Annotated in this window: 13 protein-coding genes; 5 read left to right on the forward strand and 8 right to left on the reverse strand. The window is 44.1% G+C overall.

The window, feature by feature from the left end; translation table 11 throughout:
* Positions 1 to 2: 2 nt before the first annotated feature.
* Positions 3 to 449, reverse strand: coding sequence for a nucleoside deaminase (locus FHS57_RS24390; protein ID WP_028523908.1), 447 nt, complete (start codon positions 447 to 449; stop codon positions 3 to 5).
* An 86-nt stretch (positions 450 to 535) separates the two neighbouring features.
* Positions 536 to 775, reverse strand: coding sequence for an acyl carrier protein (gene acpP, locus FHS57_RS24395; protein WP_028523909.1), 240 nt, complete (start codon positions 773 to 775; stop codon positions 536 to 538).
* Positions 776 to 1265: 490 nt separating this feature from the next.
* Here acpP and FHS57_RS24400 point away from each other — a divergent pair, with 490 nt between their 5' ends.
* Both FHS57_RS24400 and FHS57_RS24405 read left to right on the forward strand, forming a co-directional pair.
* Positions 1266 to 2765, forward strand: coding sequence for a glycoside hydrolase family 32 protein (locus tag FHS57_RS24400; protein WP_183978284.1), 1500 nt, complete (start codon positions 1266 to 1268; stop codon positions 2763 to 2765).
* Positions 2766 to 2816: 51 nt separating this feature from the next.
* Positions 2817 to 3746: a carbohydrate kinase family protein gene (locus FHS57_RS24405; RefSeq protein ID WP_183978285.1), complete on the forward strand. Its 930-nt coding sequence runs from the start codon at positions 2817 to 2819 to the stop codon at positions 3744 to 3746.
* A gap of 85 nt (positions 3747 to 3831) precedes the next feature.
* On the opposite strand, the gene FHS57_RS24410 is transcribed toward FHS57_RS24405, so the two are convergent.
* The 6 genes from FHS57_RS24410 to FHS57_RS24435 form a co-directional block, all read right to left on the reverse strand.
* On the reverse strand, positions 3832 to 5127 hold the full coding sequence (locus FHS57_RS24410; protein ID WP_183978287.1) for a c-type cytochrome: 1296 nt from the start codon (positions 5125 to 5127) through the stop codon (positions 3832 to 3834).
* Complete coding sequence (locus FHS57_RS24415) at positions 5127 to 5270, reverse strand: hypothetical protein (RefSeq protein WP_183978289.1); 144 nt, start codon at positions 5268 to 5270, stop codon at positions 5127 to 5129. Before FHS57_RS24415 ends, FHS57_RS24410 begins: the two co-directional genes overlap by 1 nt.
* Positions 5271 to 5374: 104 nt before the next feature.
* Positions 5375 to 6052 carry a hypothetical protein gene (locus FHS57_RS24420; protein WP_183978291.1) on the reverse strand — a complete coding sequence of 226 codons (678 nt, stop codon included), beginning with the start codon at positions 6050 to 6052 and terminating at the stop codon, positions 5375 to 5377.
* An 81-nt stretch (positions 6053 to 6133) separates the two neighbouring features.
* Positions 6134 to 7858 carry a SusD/RagB family nutrient-binding outer membrane lipoprotein gene (locus FHS57_RS24425; RefSeq protein WP_183978293.1) on the reverse strand — a complete coding sequence of 575 codons (1725 nt, stop codon included), beginning with the start codon at positions 7856 to 7858 and terminating at the stop codon, positions 6134 to 6136.
* Positions 7859 to 7898: 40 nt separating this feature from the next.
* Entirely contained in the window at positions 7899 to 11189 is a 3291-nt protein-coding gene (locus FHS57_RS24430) for a SusC/RagA family TonB-linked outer membrane protein (RefSeq protein ID WP_183978295.1), read from the reverse strand.
* A gap of 650 nt (positions 11190 to 11839) precedes the next feature.
* Entirely contained in the window at positions 11840 to 12604 is a 765-nt protein-coding gene (locus tag FHS57_RS24435; RefSeq protein ID WP_183978297.1) for a patatin-like phospholipase family protein, read from the reverse strand.
* 87 nt (positions 12605 to 12691) lie between these two features.
* On the opposite strand from FHS57_RS24435, the gene nspC reads away from it, so the two are divergent.
* The 3 genes from nspC (at position 12692) to FHS57_RS24450 (ending at position 14890) form a co-directional block, all read left to right on the forward strand.
* A complete protein-coding gene (nspC, locus tag FHS57_RS24440; protein WP_183978299.1) occupies positions 12692 to 13849 on the forward strand; it encodes a carboxynorspermidine decarboxylase in 1158 nt (385 codons plus the stop codon).
* A gap of 145 nt (positions 13850 to 13994) precedes the next feature.
* Positions 13995 to 14405: an RrF2 family transcriptional regulator gene (locus FHS57_RS24445; RefSeq protein ID WP_122932518.1), complete on the forward strand. Its 411-nt coding sequence runs from the start codon at positions 13995 to 13997 to the stop codon at positions 14403 to 14405.
* Between the two features lie 71 nt (positions 14406 to 14476).
* Entirely contained in the window at positions 14477 to 14890 is a 414-nt protein-coding gene (locus tag FHS57_RS24450) for a cytochrome B (protein ID WP_183978301.1), read from the forward strand.
* Positions 14891 to 15049: the final 159 nt, after the last annotated feature.

Genomic DNA, 15049 nt, shown 5'->3' on the forward strand with positions numbered 1-15049 from the left:
TTTTATGTTCGCAGCTTGAGGAAAAAATTCTTCAGCAATTGCGTATTTTCTTCTTCAAGCACGCCTCGGCGAACCAACGTTTTGGGGTGGAGCAGGGGCTGTTTGACGAGCGAAAAACCGCGTTTTTCGTCGGAAGCACCATAGACGACTTTGCCAATTTGTGACCAATACAGTGCGCCCGCACACATCACGCAAGGCTCAAGCGTTACGTAAAGCGTACAATCGCGCAGGTATTTTCCACCCAAATACGAAGCCGCCGCTGTGATGGCCAAAATTTCGGCATGAGCAGTGACATCCGTCAATTGTTCGGTTTGATTGCGGGTTTTGGCAATGATTTTACGTTGGCATACGACCACCGCTCCCACGGGGATTTCGCCTGCTTCGGCGGCGGCTTCGGCTTCGTAAAGGGCCAATTGCATGTAGTATTCGTCCGAAAATAAAGGGTACATAGTCGTGTACAGTAAGTCACAAAAATAAAGAGGATATGACCATCATAGCCATATCCTCTTAAAAGTGTTTGAATGGGTTGCTTGCCTTAGGCGGCCATCGCAACGCTTTGTTCTTCTTCAAGGTACTGGATAAGTTTACTCAATGTAGTGAGTTTGTGATAATCTTCGTCGGGGATGCGCAAGCCAAACTCTTGCTCAAGCTTCATCATTAAGTCAACAGTGTCGAGGCTGTCAAACCCTAAATCTTTTACAAAATGAACATTTTCTGTGACGGCGCGGCGTTCAACGCCAAATTCTTCAAGGATGTTTAAAATACGATCTTTCATGGCACTGTACGTTATGGTGACTACTGGTTTCTACTATGCTTGTTTAACGTCGAGTTAGGCATAAAAATTTCACAAAATAAGATGAAACGAATGCTTGGCTGGCGGTCTTTTGCACAACCTCCTTTGAAACAGTAAGATAGGGGAAACGTTTTTTGTAAAAAAAGTAGAATCTGGCTTTTTTGCTGCCTAATTTATTCTGAGGGGCTGAGTAGTCACTTGCAAAAAAAATGACGTATAGTTTGGAAAGATTTTTGTAAATTTCGCTTTGAGCGGCACAGTACCGCACAGTTATTTGAAACAAGTTTTTTAAACTTGCCCACTTTCTTCTGAAATTGATATTTATACTAAAAATACTGATAGGTTAAGGAACGAATGAAAGCAAATGGTAGTAGTTAATCACTACTACCATTGTCCATTTGGTTATCTTTTTTTAGTAGCTTGCTCCCTCGATTTTTCTCCCTGTCGTTTTTTTTAAATTAACACAGAATTTATGAAACAGCTAGTGGCTAGTTTTTGCCTTTTGATGGCTTTTTTTTCGGGATTGGCGCAAGATTTTCGACCAACGTTTCATTATACTCCTCCCAAAAACTGGGTAAACGACCCCAACGGCTTGGTCTATCTTGATGGAGAGTATCATTTGTTTTATCAGTACAATCCTTTTGGGAACAAATGGGGGCACATGAGCTGGGGACATGCCGTGAGCAAAGACCTAGTGACGTGGGAAACGCTACCCGTTGCGCTACCCGAATATCCCAATACCGACGGCACAACGACCATGGTGTTTTCGGGCTGTGCGGTAGTTGATAGCCTCAATACGTCAGGTTTTTTTGAGGAAGGGTTTCATAAAGGGCTGGTCGCCATTTATACGTCGCACATTGAAGGAAAAGCACAGCACCAAAGCATTGCGTATAGCAGCGATAAAGGGCGTACTTGGCAACTGTATGAGAAAAACCCTGTGCTAGATTTGGGAATGAAAGACTTTCGTGACCCCAACGTAATTTGGTATCCTGAACACAACGCTTGGATTATGACGGTGGTAAAACCGCTGGAATACACCGTACAGTTTTATGAATCCAAAGACTTGAAAACGTGGGCGTTGTTGAGTGAATTTGGAAAACAAGGCGACATGACCAAGATTTGGGAATGCCCTTCGCTGATTAAAATACCTGTAGAAGGGAAAGGCAAAAACCAATCGAAGTGGGTATTGATGATTTCGAGCGGGCATCGGCAAAAGGGTTATTTGGCGATGCAATACTTTGTTGGGGACTTTGACGGGAAGCAATTTACGCCTCAAAAACAGGAAGAAATTTTGTACGTGGACGAAGGGAAAGATTTCTACGCGGGAATTCCGTTTAGCAATTTGCCCCCAAAACACAAAAAACCAATCATGATAGGATGGATCAACGATTGGGAATATGCCAACGATATTCCTACTGGCGATACTTGGCGAGGGGCATTTTCGGTGCCACGTGAGATGTCGTTGCGGATGACACCTAACGGGTATCGGCTTTTTCAACGGCCTGTTCCTATGTTTCAAAAAGTGATGAGTAAAAAGGCGTTAGTGGCTAAAAATGCGGCCATCAGTGGTGTATGGAAAGTGCCTTTTCAGGGAGATTCGTACGATTTACTGCTGGTGATTCAACCTCAAAAAGCAGAAGGATTTACCCTTCGGTTGCTTCAAAGTGGAGAGGAAGCGACCGTGTTACGCTATGATGTGGCTACCCAAGAACTTTCGCTCGACCGCACCAAATCGGGCTTGACCGACTTCCACCGCCGTTTTTCGGGCATTGATCGGGTAAAAGTACCACTCCGAAAAGGTAAACTGTATGTGAGGGTATTGGTAGATAAGTCCATCGTGGAGGTGTTTGCCCAAGGGGGAGAGAAAGTAATGACCAATTGGGTATTTCCCACCAAAAACGCGGGTGAAATCTCTATTGCTTCAGAAGGTAGCAGCATTAAAGTAAATTCCTTGTCTATCAAGACCTTCTAGTTTGCAAATCACGAAAGCATTTCTAACTTGCAGGTCATTACTAATATACCTATGATGAACAGAAAATACGCTTTAGTATCGGTCGGAGAACTGCTGGCCGACCTCATCGGAACGGAGTTTACCCAAAACTTAACTGACACCACTACCTTCCAACGTTTTCAGGGAGGAAGTCCCGCCAACTTAGCCGCTAACATGGCGCGCTTGGGCAACCAGACCGCGCTGGTGTCGTGCGTCGGTACCGACAATGTGGGCAATTATCTCATTGAAAAAGTGGCTGAAACGGGCGTTGATACAGCTTACATTGCCAAAGATGCCTTGGCTCCTACGAGTATTGTGCTGGTGTCACGTACCAAAGGAACGCCCGATTTTATTGCGTACCGTACGGCCGACCGAATGATTCAACGGGAACATATTTCGGATGAATTACTTCAAAATGCCTCGTTTTTTCATACTACTTGTTTTGCCCTGAGCCAAGAACCTGCCCAAAGCGCCATTGTAGATGCGGCAGCACGGGCGCAAGCAGCGGGCTGCATCGTAAGCCTTGATGCCAATTATGCACCGCCCATTTGGCCTGACCGTGCGCACGCCCAAAAAGTGATTGCGGATTATTGTAAAAACGGTGCTTTTGTAAAACTAAGCGAAGACGACGCCGAGCGAATTTTCGGTGAAGTTCGTCCAAATGCAGCGGTTATTCAGACTTTCCACCAAATGGGGGCGCAGTTGGTTTGTCTTACGTTGGGAGGAAAAGGAAGCATTGTTTCGTCTAATTATGGCAAAGACTACGTCGAAATAGAAGGCCGTCCGATTGAAGTAAAAGATGCCACGGGTGCGGGTGACTCGTACTGGTCAGGGTTTTTGACGGCGTGGCTGGACGGAAAAACGCCTGCCGAATGTGCCCAAGCAGGTGCCAATATCGCCGCGTTGAAAATTAGCACCGTAGGCCCGCTTCCTGCCAAAGTCGATAGGGCTATCTTGTATTGATTTTGTCGGGTTGCCTTGATTATGTCGGGTTGTGAGCAACCCGACTCACGGTGAAGCTGGTTGCTCACAACCCGCCTTACTGATTCTATTTAGTAGAGGTAACTTGCAATCGATTTTCGTCGCCCGTTCGGTAGGGAACGTAATAAATCACCATTTCCATCATTTCGGAGGTGGTATTCCAGCCAAAGCCTACGTCGCGGGCAGGCTTGAAGGGATTGAGGAGGTTTTCTTCCGTATTGTCATAGGCTGCTTCGGCCAAAATAACGGTGCCGCGGGGTACTTTCACGAGCTTTTCAAACTGGTAGGTCATTTGCCAATTAAAATCCCAATTGTCAATTTTAATAAACGGTGCCAAGTCACCGTCGGGTGTGATTCCAAACGACTTGAAGGTTTTGCCCAAATAGTGCATGTGGGGCAAAATCGAAATCGCTGAAATGTCTTCTTTGAGCGGGCCTAAGCTCATAAAAAATGACGCTTTTTGGTTGGCGCGAATCAAAAAAGGTGGGTTGGTGATGTGCTGCTCGTGAAGAATCAATGACTGAACTTCTCGCTCGACGGGCTTACGGGTGTAGTAAAGACGGATTTCAGATTGATCGGTTTGGAAGGTGGCCGAGGGCGAGTAGTGCATGTACAAAATCAGGTTGGAATGCGCCTTGATTTTCTTGGCAACGCCATCGGGAAACTGAATGCGGTCATTGCCAGGCACCCAGCCGTACAGAAACTCATCAGCCATCGGAATTTTTTGAAATTCGGCCAATTTTGGATCAGCGCCGTGCATCCCTTCCAACCCCGCCATGCGCCCACTGGTATCGACCATCACACGGCTGTGGTGTACCACCTTGCGGTTGCCAGGCAAAAACTCGATGGCTTCCACCATCACATCTTCGGTCAGCCCAGTGGGAATGTGAAAATACCTAAACTCCTCAACGCCCGTATTGGGAACCGTAAACGCATTTTGCATTTTCAGAACTAAATCGGGTTGGCGCATTGTCATGCTGACGAAGGAAGCATCTCTTTCCTTGCCCTTTGCCAATTTTTGCTCCTTGCTTTTTTTTCCTTCCACACTCCCTTGCGCTACCCATTGCTGAATCAACGCAATTTCTTCATCGGTAAGTCCGCGTTCGTTGGCATAATGCTGAAAAGAGCGGTCGGCAGGAAAAGGAGGCATGTAACGAATTTGGGTTACTTTGGCCACAAATTCGGAACGTTTGGAGACTTCTTGGTAGGTTTGAAGACTAAATGGCCCAATGCCGCCAGGGCGGTGGCAACCCGTGCAGTTTTTGGCAATGAGGGGTTCTATATGCTCATAAAACGTTAGCTTCGTTTGAGCCCACGAGTTCGTAATAAAAAACAGTAAAGAGAGCGTTAACCCCAGTCGCATTAGTTGAGGGCATCAAAGTTTGCGTCTAAAAAATGCCGTATTTTTAGTTTCAGAAAATCTTCACGCAATTGCCGATTATCTCGCTCTGTGATAATAATAAAATCAGATTGGCTCATGCGTCTCACCTCGTCTTTGAATTCCATGTTTTATGACACTTTATTGCTCTTCAAAAATAAAACAAAACCCACCAAAAAACAAAAATAGCAGACCCCGAAGAATCTGCTATTGATGAAGCATTTATGAATGCTTATTTTACTATAAAGTTCAAGCGGCAGTTTGCGTTAGCTTGAGACACTGGAGTAGGGTCAAGGCAGATACTGTCTTCGTTCCATGTTTTGAACACCAAACCAGTAGAAGTGGTCAATTCCCAAGTGACTACAAAAGCATCGGCAGCAGCACCAGTTTTAGCTCCTTGCAAGCGTGCTCCCGCAGGGCGAGGGCGAGCAGGGTTATCAAATACTTTTACCGCATTTACTTTGTCATACTTAACCGTCGCATCTTTGTAAAGGTTATAAATTTCCGCAGGGGTGATGCTAAATGCATTCCACTGACGATTTCCAGCAGGTGCATCTATGGTTTTTACTACCTTTCCTCCGCTACCCAAAGAGACTGTTTTAGGGTTGCCATCAGGGTCAGTATATGACTCAATCATATCAACTTTGATAACAATCTTGTTGACTGTTAGTTGATTGTCGAGAGACACCCAGCGGATTTTAAAATCAATTTTAGAAGCGTCTTGGCCTGTAAGAGGGAAAGTTTTTGCATTTGCTGCAATATTAGCTTTTGCAGCTTCAGCTACTCCGTCAAAAACGCCCCAACCATGCACACCTGGTTCCCAAGGTTTGTTTGGATTCAACGATTCATCACGGCATCCTACCAAAAGGAAAATCGCCAGAGATAGTGAGTATATAAGTGTTTTTTTCATTGTGTATCTTTCTTTAGGTTTGGAGAATGAAGAGTGCCAACGTTAACATTCGGCATTCTTCATTCTAAATTCGTCACTATTTTAAAACTCCCACTTCACTTTAACTTTGTCCCAGAAGATTGGGTCGCGGTCAAAAATCACATCTGTGATGTACTTAGAGGCGTTAGGGTTTAGTGCACCTTCTGACTGAGGATAAGGCAAACGCAACGCGTACTGACGTGGTGGTTTTGAGATTGGAGTCATAATCCCTACCGAAAACTGCTTAAATTGACTTTGGATAGGATAACCTGTGCGGCGTTGGAAGTTCCACAAATCCATTCCTTGTCCCCAAGAACAGAACCAAATCTGTTTAGCTACTACATTAAGTTTAGCCGAATTTGTAGCAGCAGCATCGTAAAGTTTCAACCACTCATTTACGTAAGCAGTAATATCAGCCGCAGCAGGTGCTTTAGCACGAGTTGGGTCAGACTTTAGTCCTTGTGCTACTACTACTGCAATTTGCTCACGCATGGCTGCTTCAAACAATGCTTTTGCATCGCCTGTTACTCCCGTATTATCCAAGATAGCTTCAATTTGGTAATACTTAGTGTTCCAGCTATGGATGATAGGCCATTGACCATCACCACCCGTGTTAAGGGCTGCTTGTCCAGTCAGTGCTACTGCAGCGGTGGTTTTATCAGAATAAACACCACCAGCAGGATAACATCCAGGAGCCGTCCGCAACGGTCCATCGGCTGCCGCTCCTGAAACATCACCACGATCGCGGCCAAAGAAACCAGCGATGTAAGCGATTTCAGTAGCTGGCAAGTCTCCTGTGAAGCCAAAAACTCTTTTGTACTCTTCCAAGAACGTAGAACGTAATGGCAAATAAGAACCTCCAAAAGGAGTCGTACCGCGGTCGGTCGGGTTATTTTGGTCTAGAACGCGGCTTGTCTGACGATAAAAGTAGAAAGGCAAGCGTGGATCTTTGTTCAAAATCATTTCACCCATCAACTGGTGGTTGATGTAACCTGGGTCACCAAGACCTGCGTATGTTCCGTACCAAGGGTGGGTATTTCTTTCAGGCGCTACTTGCTTAGAGTACAAATAAGTCCAGTTTTGGGCAGCAGTAGTAATATAACCACCCGCATCAAAAGCGGCTTTTAATTCTGCATTTCCGTTGGCGCGGCCTTTACGAGAAGTAAGCAATAAGCGTAGCTTCACTGTTTTTGCAATGCGCGTCCAAGTAGCAGCACTCCCACCACCGAAATAATCGTTGGCTACGGCTACCGCCTGTGGTTTTGCCAATTCTGCAATCGCTTGGTCGCACAATTTGAGCAAGTCTTCATAAATCTCCGAATCTTTATCAAATTTCGGCGTTTTATTAGGCTCTGTGGCGTTTCCTTTCCACGCTTCAGTGTAAGGAATATCGCCAAACATATCCACCATGTGACCTACCGAAAATGCTTTTAAAGTCAAGGCGATTCCACGATAAACGGGATTTTTTCCATCTGCTGATGCCTTTAGCATCTCTTCAATGGTCTGCAATGATCGATAGTTAGCATTCCAAGTGCCTTGAAAAGACGTATTACTCAAGTTGTAAGAGTCTGAACTTGTGCTTAGGCCAGCAAAACCCATTGCAGCGTCGTTAACAGCAAGGTGTGCATTGACGGCTGCGTTTTCTGCCACAGGTAACAAAAGCGCTAACGAGCCCGTTGCTGGTCGGTTAGGGTCGGTGTTAATATCCAATTCTGTCAGTTGGCAAGAACTTGCAATGGCAATAAGTCCTCCTAGCGACAGGGTTTTAACTATGTTTTTGTAATTCATTGTATGTCTCTTTTGAATGATGAATGAATTGGGCTACTGATTAGAACGTTGCCGTTATGTTCAGACCAAAACGACGAGTCGATGGTGAAGCCCCTAAATCAAATCCTTGGATGTTTGAATCAGAGAAGTTTGATAAAATCTCTGGGTCAAAGTTCAAGCCAGGCAACATGTTTGGAGCGTAGAACCACAAGTTACGACCCGAAGCAGAGAGGCGAAGCCCACCGAATACTTTCGTGTATTTTTTTAGGAATGTTTTTGGAACTTCATAACCCAAAGAAATTTCACGCAAGCGGATAACTGTCGCGTCGTAGATGTTTACTTCATCAGCACCATAGGCACCATAACCATCTGTGAAGTGGTACTGGAAGGCAGACATGGCAATCGTGTTTTTGATAGGCTTACCGTCGTCACCCAACAAAGGCTTGTACGTAGCTGGATCACCCAATACACCTGGAATTACGCGCATTCCTTCACGATCTTCTGAAGTTTTCAACTGACCACGCAACAACAACGACGCTGCCGTAGATGAGAACAAGCTTCCACCCGCTTTGTAATCAAGCAAGATATTCAAGTTAAATCCTTTGAAAGACACTGTGTTTGTCCAACCTAAAGTATATTTCGTGTTAGGATCTCCGATGATTGATGCACTAGCCGCGCGGATTGGCAAACCAGTATTAGGGTTAATCAACAAGTTACCGTTTTCGTCGCGAGCATTTACTGAACCGTAAATTTGGCCATAAGGCAAGCCGTTACGGAAGATAGTTCCCAATGACGAAAGACCTGTACCGCCAATGAAGATTTCGCCTCCAGGGCCTGCATCTTCCACTTTAGAGCGAATACGTGTGTAAGCCACAAACGAAGTCCAAGTAAAGCCATTGCGTAGTTTCACTGGTACAAGCGTTAAGCCCAATTCCCATCCTTTGTTTGAAATTTTACCTGCGTTGGTAATTTCCGTGTTAAAACCAGTGGTATTTGGCAACTGGCGCGTTACGATCAAATCGGTAGAAACACGGCTAAAATGAGCTAGGTCAACACCGATGCGGTTGTTTAAGAACTGAAGTTCTGCCCCTAATTCTACTTCAGACGTAAATTCTGGTCGTAGTGTAGCGTTGTTCAACTGGCTTGGCAAAGACGCGGTTGAAATGGCCGTTGCATTGTAGAAAGTACGACTCAAGTTGTAAGCCGTATTTACTTGGTATGGATCGGCATCTTTACCTACTTTAGCGTAGTTAGCTCTGAGCTTACCAAAGTTGATGATGTTTTTAGGAAGCGCTAAGAGGTCTGTAAAAATAAGTGATCCCGAAATAGCAGGATACAAATAGCTATTGTTAGCCGCAGGTAATGTCGAAGAATGGTCTTGACGAACTGATGCCGTAATAAACGCATAGTTGCCATAGCCCAAAGTCAATTCAGAGAAAACACCATACAAACGACGCTTGCGAGAATATTCGTACGCAGTTTGGGTCAACGTTGCTGCGGTTGTCATTACGTTTGGATCAATTACAGGAGATCCTGACACGCCTGACTCACTATAGCTACGTTCGTTAGGGTTAAAACCAACCAATAATTTTGCGTTGAATTTTTCGGTGAAGTCGTGTTGTGCGGTTGCTAAGAACGTGAAGTCAACCTCTGAGTTGGTCAAATCTTGGCGTAATACAGACCCAAGCGGCTGGAAAGTACCACCTGGACGAACTTGGTTGCGGCGAATTTCTGAATAAGTATTCAAACCACCCCGAGCCGTTAGGTTTAACCAAGGCGTTACGTCGTAGCTCAATGCCATGTTTCCGTAAACACGGTTTACGCTTGAGGTATAGAGATTGTATTTAGCTGTCCAAAGTGGGTTGTCAAGTGCACGGTAGAATACGTTTGAACCATCCACTGGGTTTTCAAAAGGATAGCCGTTCAAATCATAGTTACGTGGCAAATAAAATAAACGACTATAGATAGAACCAGCTGAAGCCAAACCGCCGTAATCAGCATAATAACCAGCACCTGATTGTGGGCTTGTTTGATTAGTACGGGTATAGGCTACGCTACCGCTCACGTTTAAGCCATTGACCAAGGTAGCATTTCCACCGAAACTCAATGTAGTACGCTCTGTCGATGAGTTAGGAACAATCCCATCATTTTTTGTACGTGACATTGACGCATTGATAGATGTTTTGTCGCCCGTAGAGTTAATTTGGATACCGTTTTCCAATACTTTTCCCGTACGGAAGAATCCACCTACAATGTCGTATGCTTTCAAAGGTACTGCAATACCACGGCCATTTGCTTGCAATAGCTCAGGGAAAGCTGTTTTGTAACGCGCGGCACCGTATGGAACAGTGGCATCTACCAATGGGTGAGGAATTGTACCTGCAGGATAATCAGGGTCAATGATTTTAGAATAGCGTTCAAAGCCCAATCCTGCATTAATACGATCTACTGCATCTGGCATGGCAGTACCCCAGTTTCCGATAAACCCACCATTATACGTTTGATTTGAACCCTGAGAATAGCTATCTTGGTACTCAGGTAATGAAGATATTTTTTCAACTGAATAAGAAGAGTTGTAGGTTACTTCCAATCCTTTGCGAGCCGATTTGCTACCTGCTTTTGTGGTGATAACGATAACCCCGTTGGCTGCACGTGAACCGTAAAGTGCCGAAGCCGCCGCACCTTTCAATACCGTCATTGACTCAATGTTGTTAGGGTCGATGTCGTACGCACGGTTTGAGGTTACAGTGTTTTGGTTGTAACCTTGGGTTGAGTTTACCCCGTTGTCAAAAGGAATACCGTCCACAACGAAAAGTGGCTGGTTGTTACCTGTAAATGAGTTGTTACCACGGATGGTGATACGTGTACCCGCACCTGGGGCACCGTTACCTGCTGTGATGTTGACCCCTGGTACTTTTCCACTCAATGCACGAAGTGGGTCAGGCTCAGAGCGTTGCTGTAAGTCAGTGCCTTTTACGTTAGAAACGGCAAAGGCCAACGCCTTCTTGTCGCGCTGGATACCAACCGCCGTTACCACCACTTCCGACAATTGCTTGGTATCAGCTGCCAAGGTAACGTTGATTTGCGTGCGGTTACCTACAGCAATTTCCTGAGAAACAGTACCAACAAAGCTAAACACTAATGTAGAGCTGTTAGAAGCATCTATTGAATAGCTTCCATTCCCGTCGGTATTCACACCTTTCGACGTACCCTTTACTACTACCGACACACCTGGCAGGGCACTCCCGTCCTCTGCCGAGGTCACTTTTCCTGTAATCTTGCGATCTTGAGCCACTACTGTGACACAACCTGCGCATATCAACAGGAAGCTCAGAAATAGAATTTTCCTCATAGGGATGTTTGATTTGATTTAGTTTGGTTAGATAAGTGAAACATTAGTTATGGTTAAGAAAAACGCGTGAGCGCAAAAGCAAAAACGGCTATATAATCATCGCAGAACTGTAATAGAATCCACACCATAGAATAACTATATAAGACTACTATGCTAAGAACGTAGCTTGTGTTATTTGATGTTTTGAACCTGTCTGTCTGGAATGAAAAATAGCAGCGCTATAAGAAATACGAAGAAATTGAGAAAGTAGAGTTTTTTGTCATATCAAGATTTAGTTAGGTTAAGAAAATTCCGTTCGTAAAGTAAATCAAATAATCCAAGAAATCAAATAGGAAGTAAATTCTGCAAAAGTGCCAATTTGCCAAAAATCATCTATGGAAAAATGGGTACTTTGGAAAGAAAAATTTGCTATTATAAGCGTTTTTAAGCGAATATTCTAGGTATTTTAGGCGAATGATAAGCTATGATAATCCTAGTGCAACGTTTTTTTTTCGATGCAAATTTAAAATAAAATTCTTCAAAAAATACAATAAAAAAGTGAAAAAAGAATGTTAAATTTTATTGACACCAAGGTGTGTCATTCAGGTTTTCGTCTTCAAAAAAAGGTAGTTCGTCTATTTAGTGTGTCAATTTAGATAAAATTGGAAGCCTTACTTTTTGGAGAGGGAAGAAAGAAGCATGGGTTGCTTGAGCGCACAACGATAACCTATCTGAAAAATCTCACGTGCTTTGCGCACGTCGAAAATATCATAACGGCCTACTTCTTTGGGTTCGAGCACAATATCACAGCGTTGGAGTCTTTCTTGGGTTTTGTTGCGAACAGCCAAAAGCAAGCTCCGTTCAATGATGGTGCGCGTAGAGTTGAGGGGCTTGTCTAGGGAATGTGGGTTGCAGTTGGAAGCGATGAGAAAATCGGCCTGGCGGTCGAGTAGGGGTTCAATGGGAAGGTTATTGAGAACTGCCCCATCGACTAACATCCTTTTTTGAAAATTAACGGGGGCAAAAATACCTGGCAGGCAGCTTGAAGCCATAAGCGGACGAATGAGCTCGCCCTGGTCAAAATAAACAATTTCGCCTTGTGCGATGTCAGTAGCCGCCACAATCAGCGGTGTTTGAAGCTGAGCAAACGAATTATGGGGAATGAGCTGGAGGTATAAATCTTCTACTTTGTCCATTTTCAGTAATCCTGGGGCTGAAAATGAGGGACGTAAGTATTTGAGAAAATTGGTCTTTAACAGGATTTGCAATACTTCGTCGGGGCTGTATCCATGAGCTACCAAAGCACCTGCAATGGCTCCTGCGCTTGTGCCAGCAATAAAATCGGGGACGATTCCTTGTTCGTTCAATGCTTTAATAACGCCTAAGTGTATGATGCCACGGGCGCCTCCCCCCGATAGTACAAGTCCGATTTTCATATTATAGTTTTATATTTGTCGTCTGTATCGCAACAAATTTGTATAAAATAAAGATTCAATCATTCGTCACTCGACAATATAAATAACATGTCTATTGATTTTACAACCCTTCCGTCGCCTTGTTTTGTATTGGAAGAGCGCTTATTGCGTCAGAATCTACAACTTATCAAAGGAGTGATGGACGAGGCTGGCTGCCAAATCATCTTGGCTCTGAAAGGTTTTTCAATGTTCAGTGCTTTTCCGATTGTAAGGGAATATTTACCTGGCGCAACGGCGAGTTCGCTAAACGAAATTAAACTGATTAATGAGTATTTAGAATACCCATCGCATACGTACATTCCTGCCTACAAAGACAATGAGTTTGACGAAGTATTGGAGCGTAGTAGCCACATTACCTTCAATTCGCTTTCTCAGTGGAATCGTTTCAAAGACAAAGTAAGTGCTTACAATGCTGCTCACCCAGCGGCAAGTGTTTCGTGTGGGATTCGGGTCAACCCGCAGTATTCGGAAGTAGATACTGACATGTACAACCCGTGCGTGCCTGGTTCACGCTTGGGCGTGACTCGCGACCACTTTGGAGAAACGCTCCCCGAAGGTATTGAAGGGATTCATTTTCATACACTTTGTGAAAATGGTTCGGATGTGCTTGAGCGAACACTGGAAGCCTTGGAAGCGCGGTTTGGAGATTTGTTACACCAAGCAAAATGGCTAAACATGGGTGGAGGTCACCTCATGACGCGCGAAGGATACGATATTCCAAAACTCATTCAATTGGTAAAAAGGTTAAAAGAAAAATACCAATTAGAGGTTATTTTAGAGCCAGGCTCGGCGATTGCTTGGCGAACAGGGTATTTGACTTCTACGGTTTTGGATATTGTCAATAGCCAAGGAATTGAGGTGGCGATTTTGGATACATCCTTTGCGGCACACATGCCCGATACCCTCGAAATGCCGTACAAGCCGCGTATTTTGGGGGCTTACCATGAGCCGCAGGCAGGAAAACCAACTTATCGCCTTGGCGGAATGACCTGCTTGGCGGGTGATTTTATGGGAGATTATTCCTTTGACCAGCCGCTGGAAGTGGGGCAAACGTTGGTATTTGATGACATGATTCACTACACAATGGTTAAAACGACGACCTTTAACGGGGTAAATTTGCCCTCGATTGGTATATTTCAGCAAAATGGTACTTTTAAACTTGTCAAAGAATATGGCTACGATAGTTTCAAAGACCGCTTGAGTTAGGACAAGTGTAATGTACTCAAATTTAATAGACTATTGAAAAAAGTCGTAAAAAATATGAGTTGAACATGATAATCTATTGTTCAAATCGACTAAATTTGCAAAAAAGTCTTTTTCGTTTATAACCCTCAACCATAATGATTAACTCATGATTTCTAAAAAAGCCAAATACGCCCTCAAAGCTTTGAAAGTTTTGACCGAAGAGCACGGCAAAGGCCCAGTGCTTATTTCTCATATTGCAGAGCGCGAAAATATACCTAAGAAGTTTTTAGAGGCTATTCTGTTGGAATTGCGTAATCACGGTATTTTATCAAGCCAAAAAGGCAAAGGCGGAGGGTACATGCTGAGAGTTGATCCAGAACGTGTCAATTTTGCGCAAGTGATTCGGGTTATTGATGGTCCCATTGCCCCAACGCCGTGTGTGTCTTTGCATTTTTATGTAAAATGCGACGACTGCATCGACGAAGCTACCTGTGCTTTACGACCTATCATGGAAAATGTTCGGGATGCAAACTTGGGCGTATATGAGTCAACAACCCTTTCAATTTTTGTGAAATAGTTGAAAGTCTGGTATTTAGTCAACAATTAACAAATAACAGTGGCTCGCCACTTTAAACAACCCAATCCCAAATGGAAATTCTCGTTCGTGCACATTCAGGCTTGCGATATGTTGTATTAGGGCTTTTGATAGCGGCTATTATTACAGCATTCGGTAAGAAAAGTGAAAGCAATGCCCCGTATTCTAAAGTGTATTTGTTTGCCATGATTGCGACGCATACACAATTACTTATCGGTTTGATTTTGTACTTCATGAACATTGGTGTGAAAGTACGATTTGATATGATGAGCGATAAATTTTATCGCTTCTATGCCGTTGAACACCTCGTTGGGATGCTTATTGCCGTAGCCCTTATTACGGTCGGCAACGCCCAAGGGAAAAAAGGAAACCACGCAAAAGTGTTTACGTTTTACTTAATCGCATTGGTCGTTATTTTCTTGTCGATTCCTTGGCCTTTCCGCAACTTGGGTTCAGGTTGGTTTTAATACTTGGTCAGACGACAGTCAGACCGAACCTACGATTTTAGCATTCAGTCTGACTATCGTCTGACTGGGACTCTACAAACAAAAATCGGTCAAATAAAGGTATGCAAACCTTTGTTTGACCGATTTTGCTTGAAAAGCATCTGACATTTTCGTATATTA

The organism is Runella defluvii, assembly GCF_014195535.1.
GTDB classification, from domain to species: Bacteria; Bacteroidota; Bacteroidia; order Cytophagales; family Spirosomataceae; genus Runella; species Runella defluvii.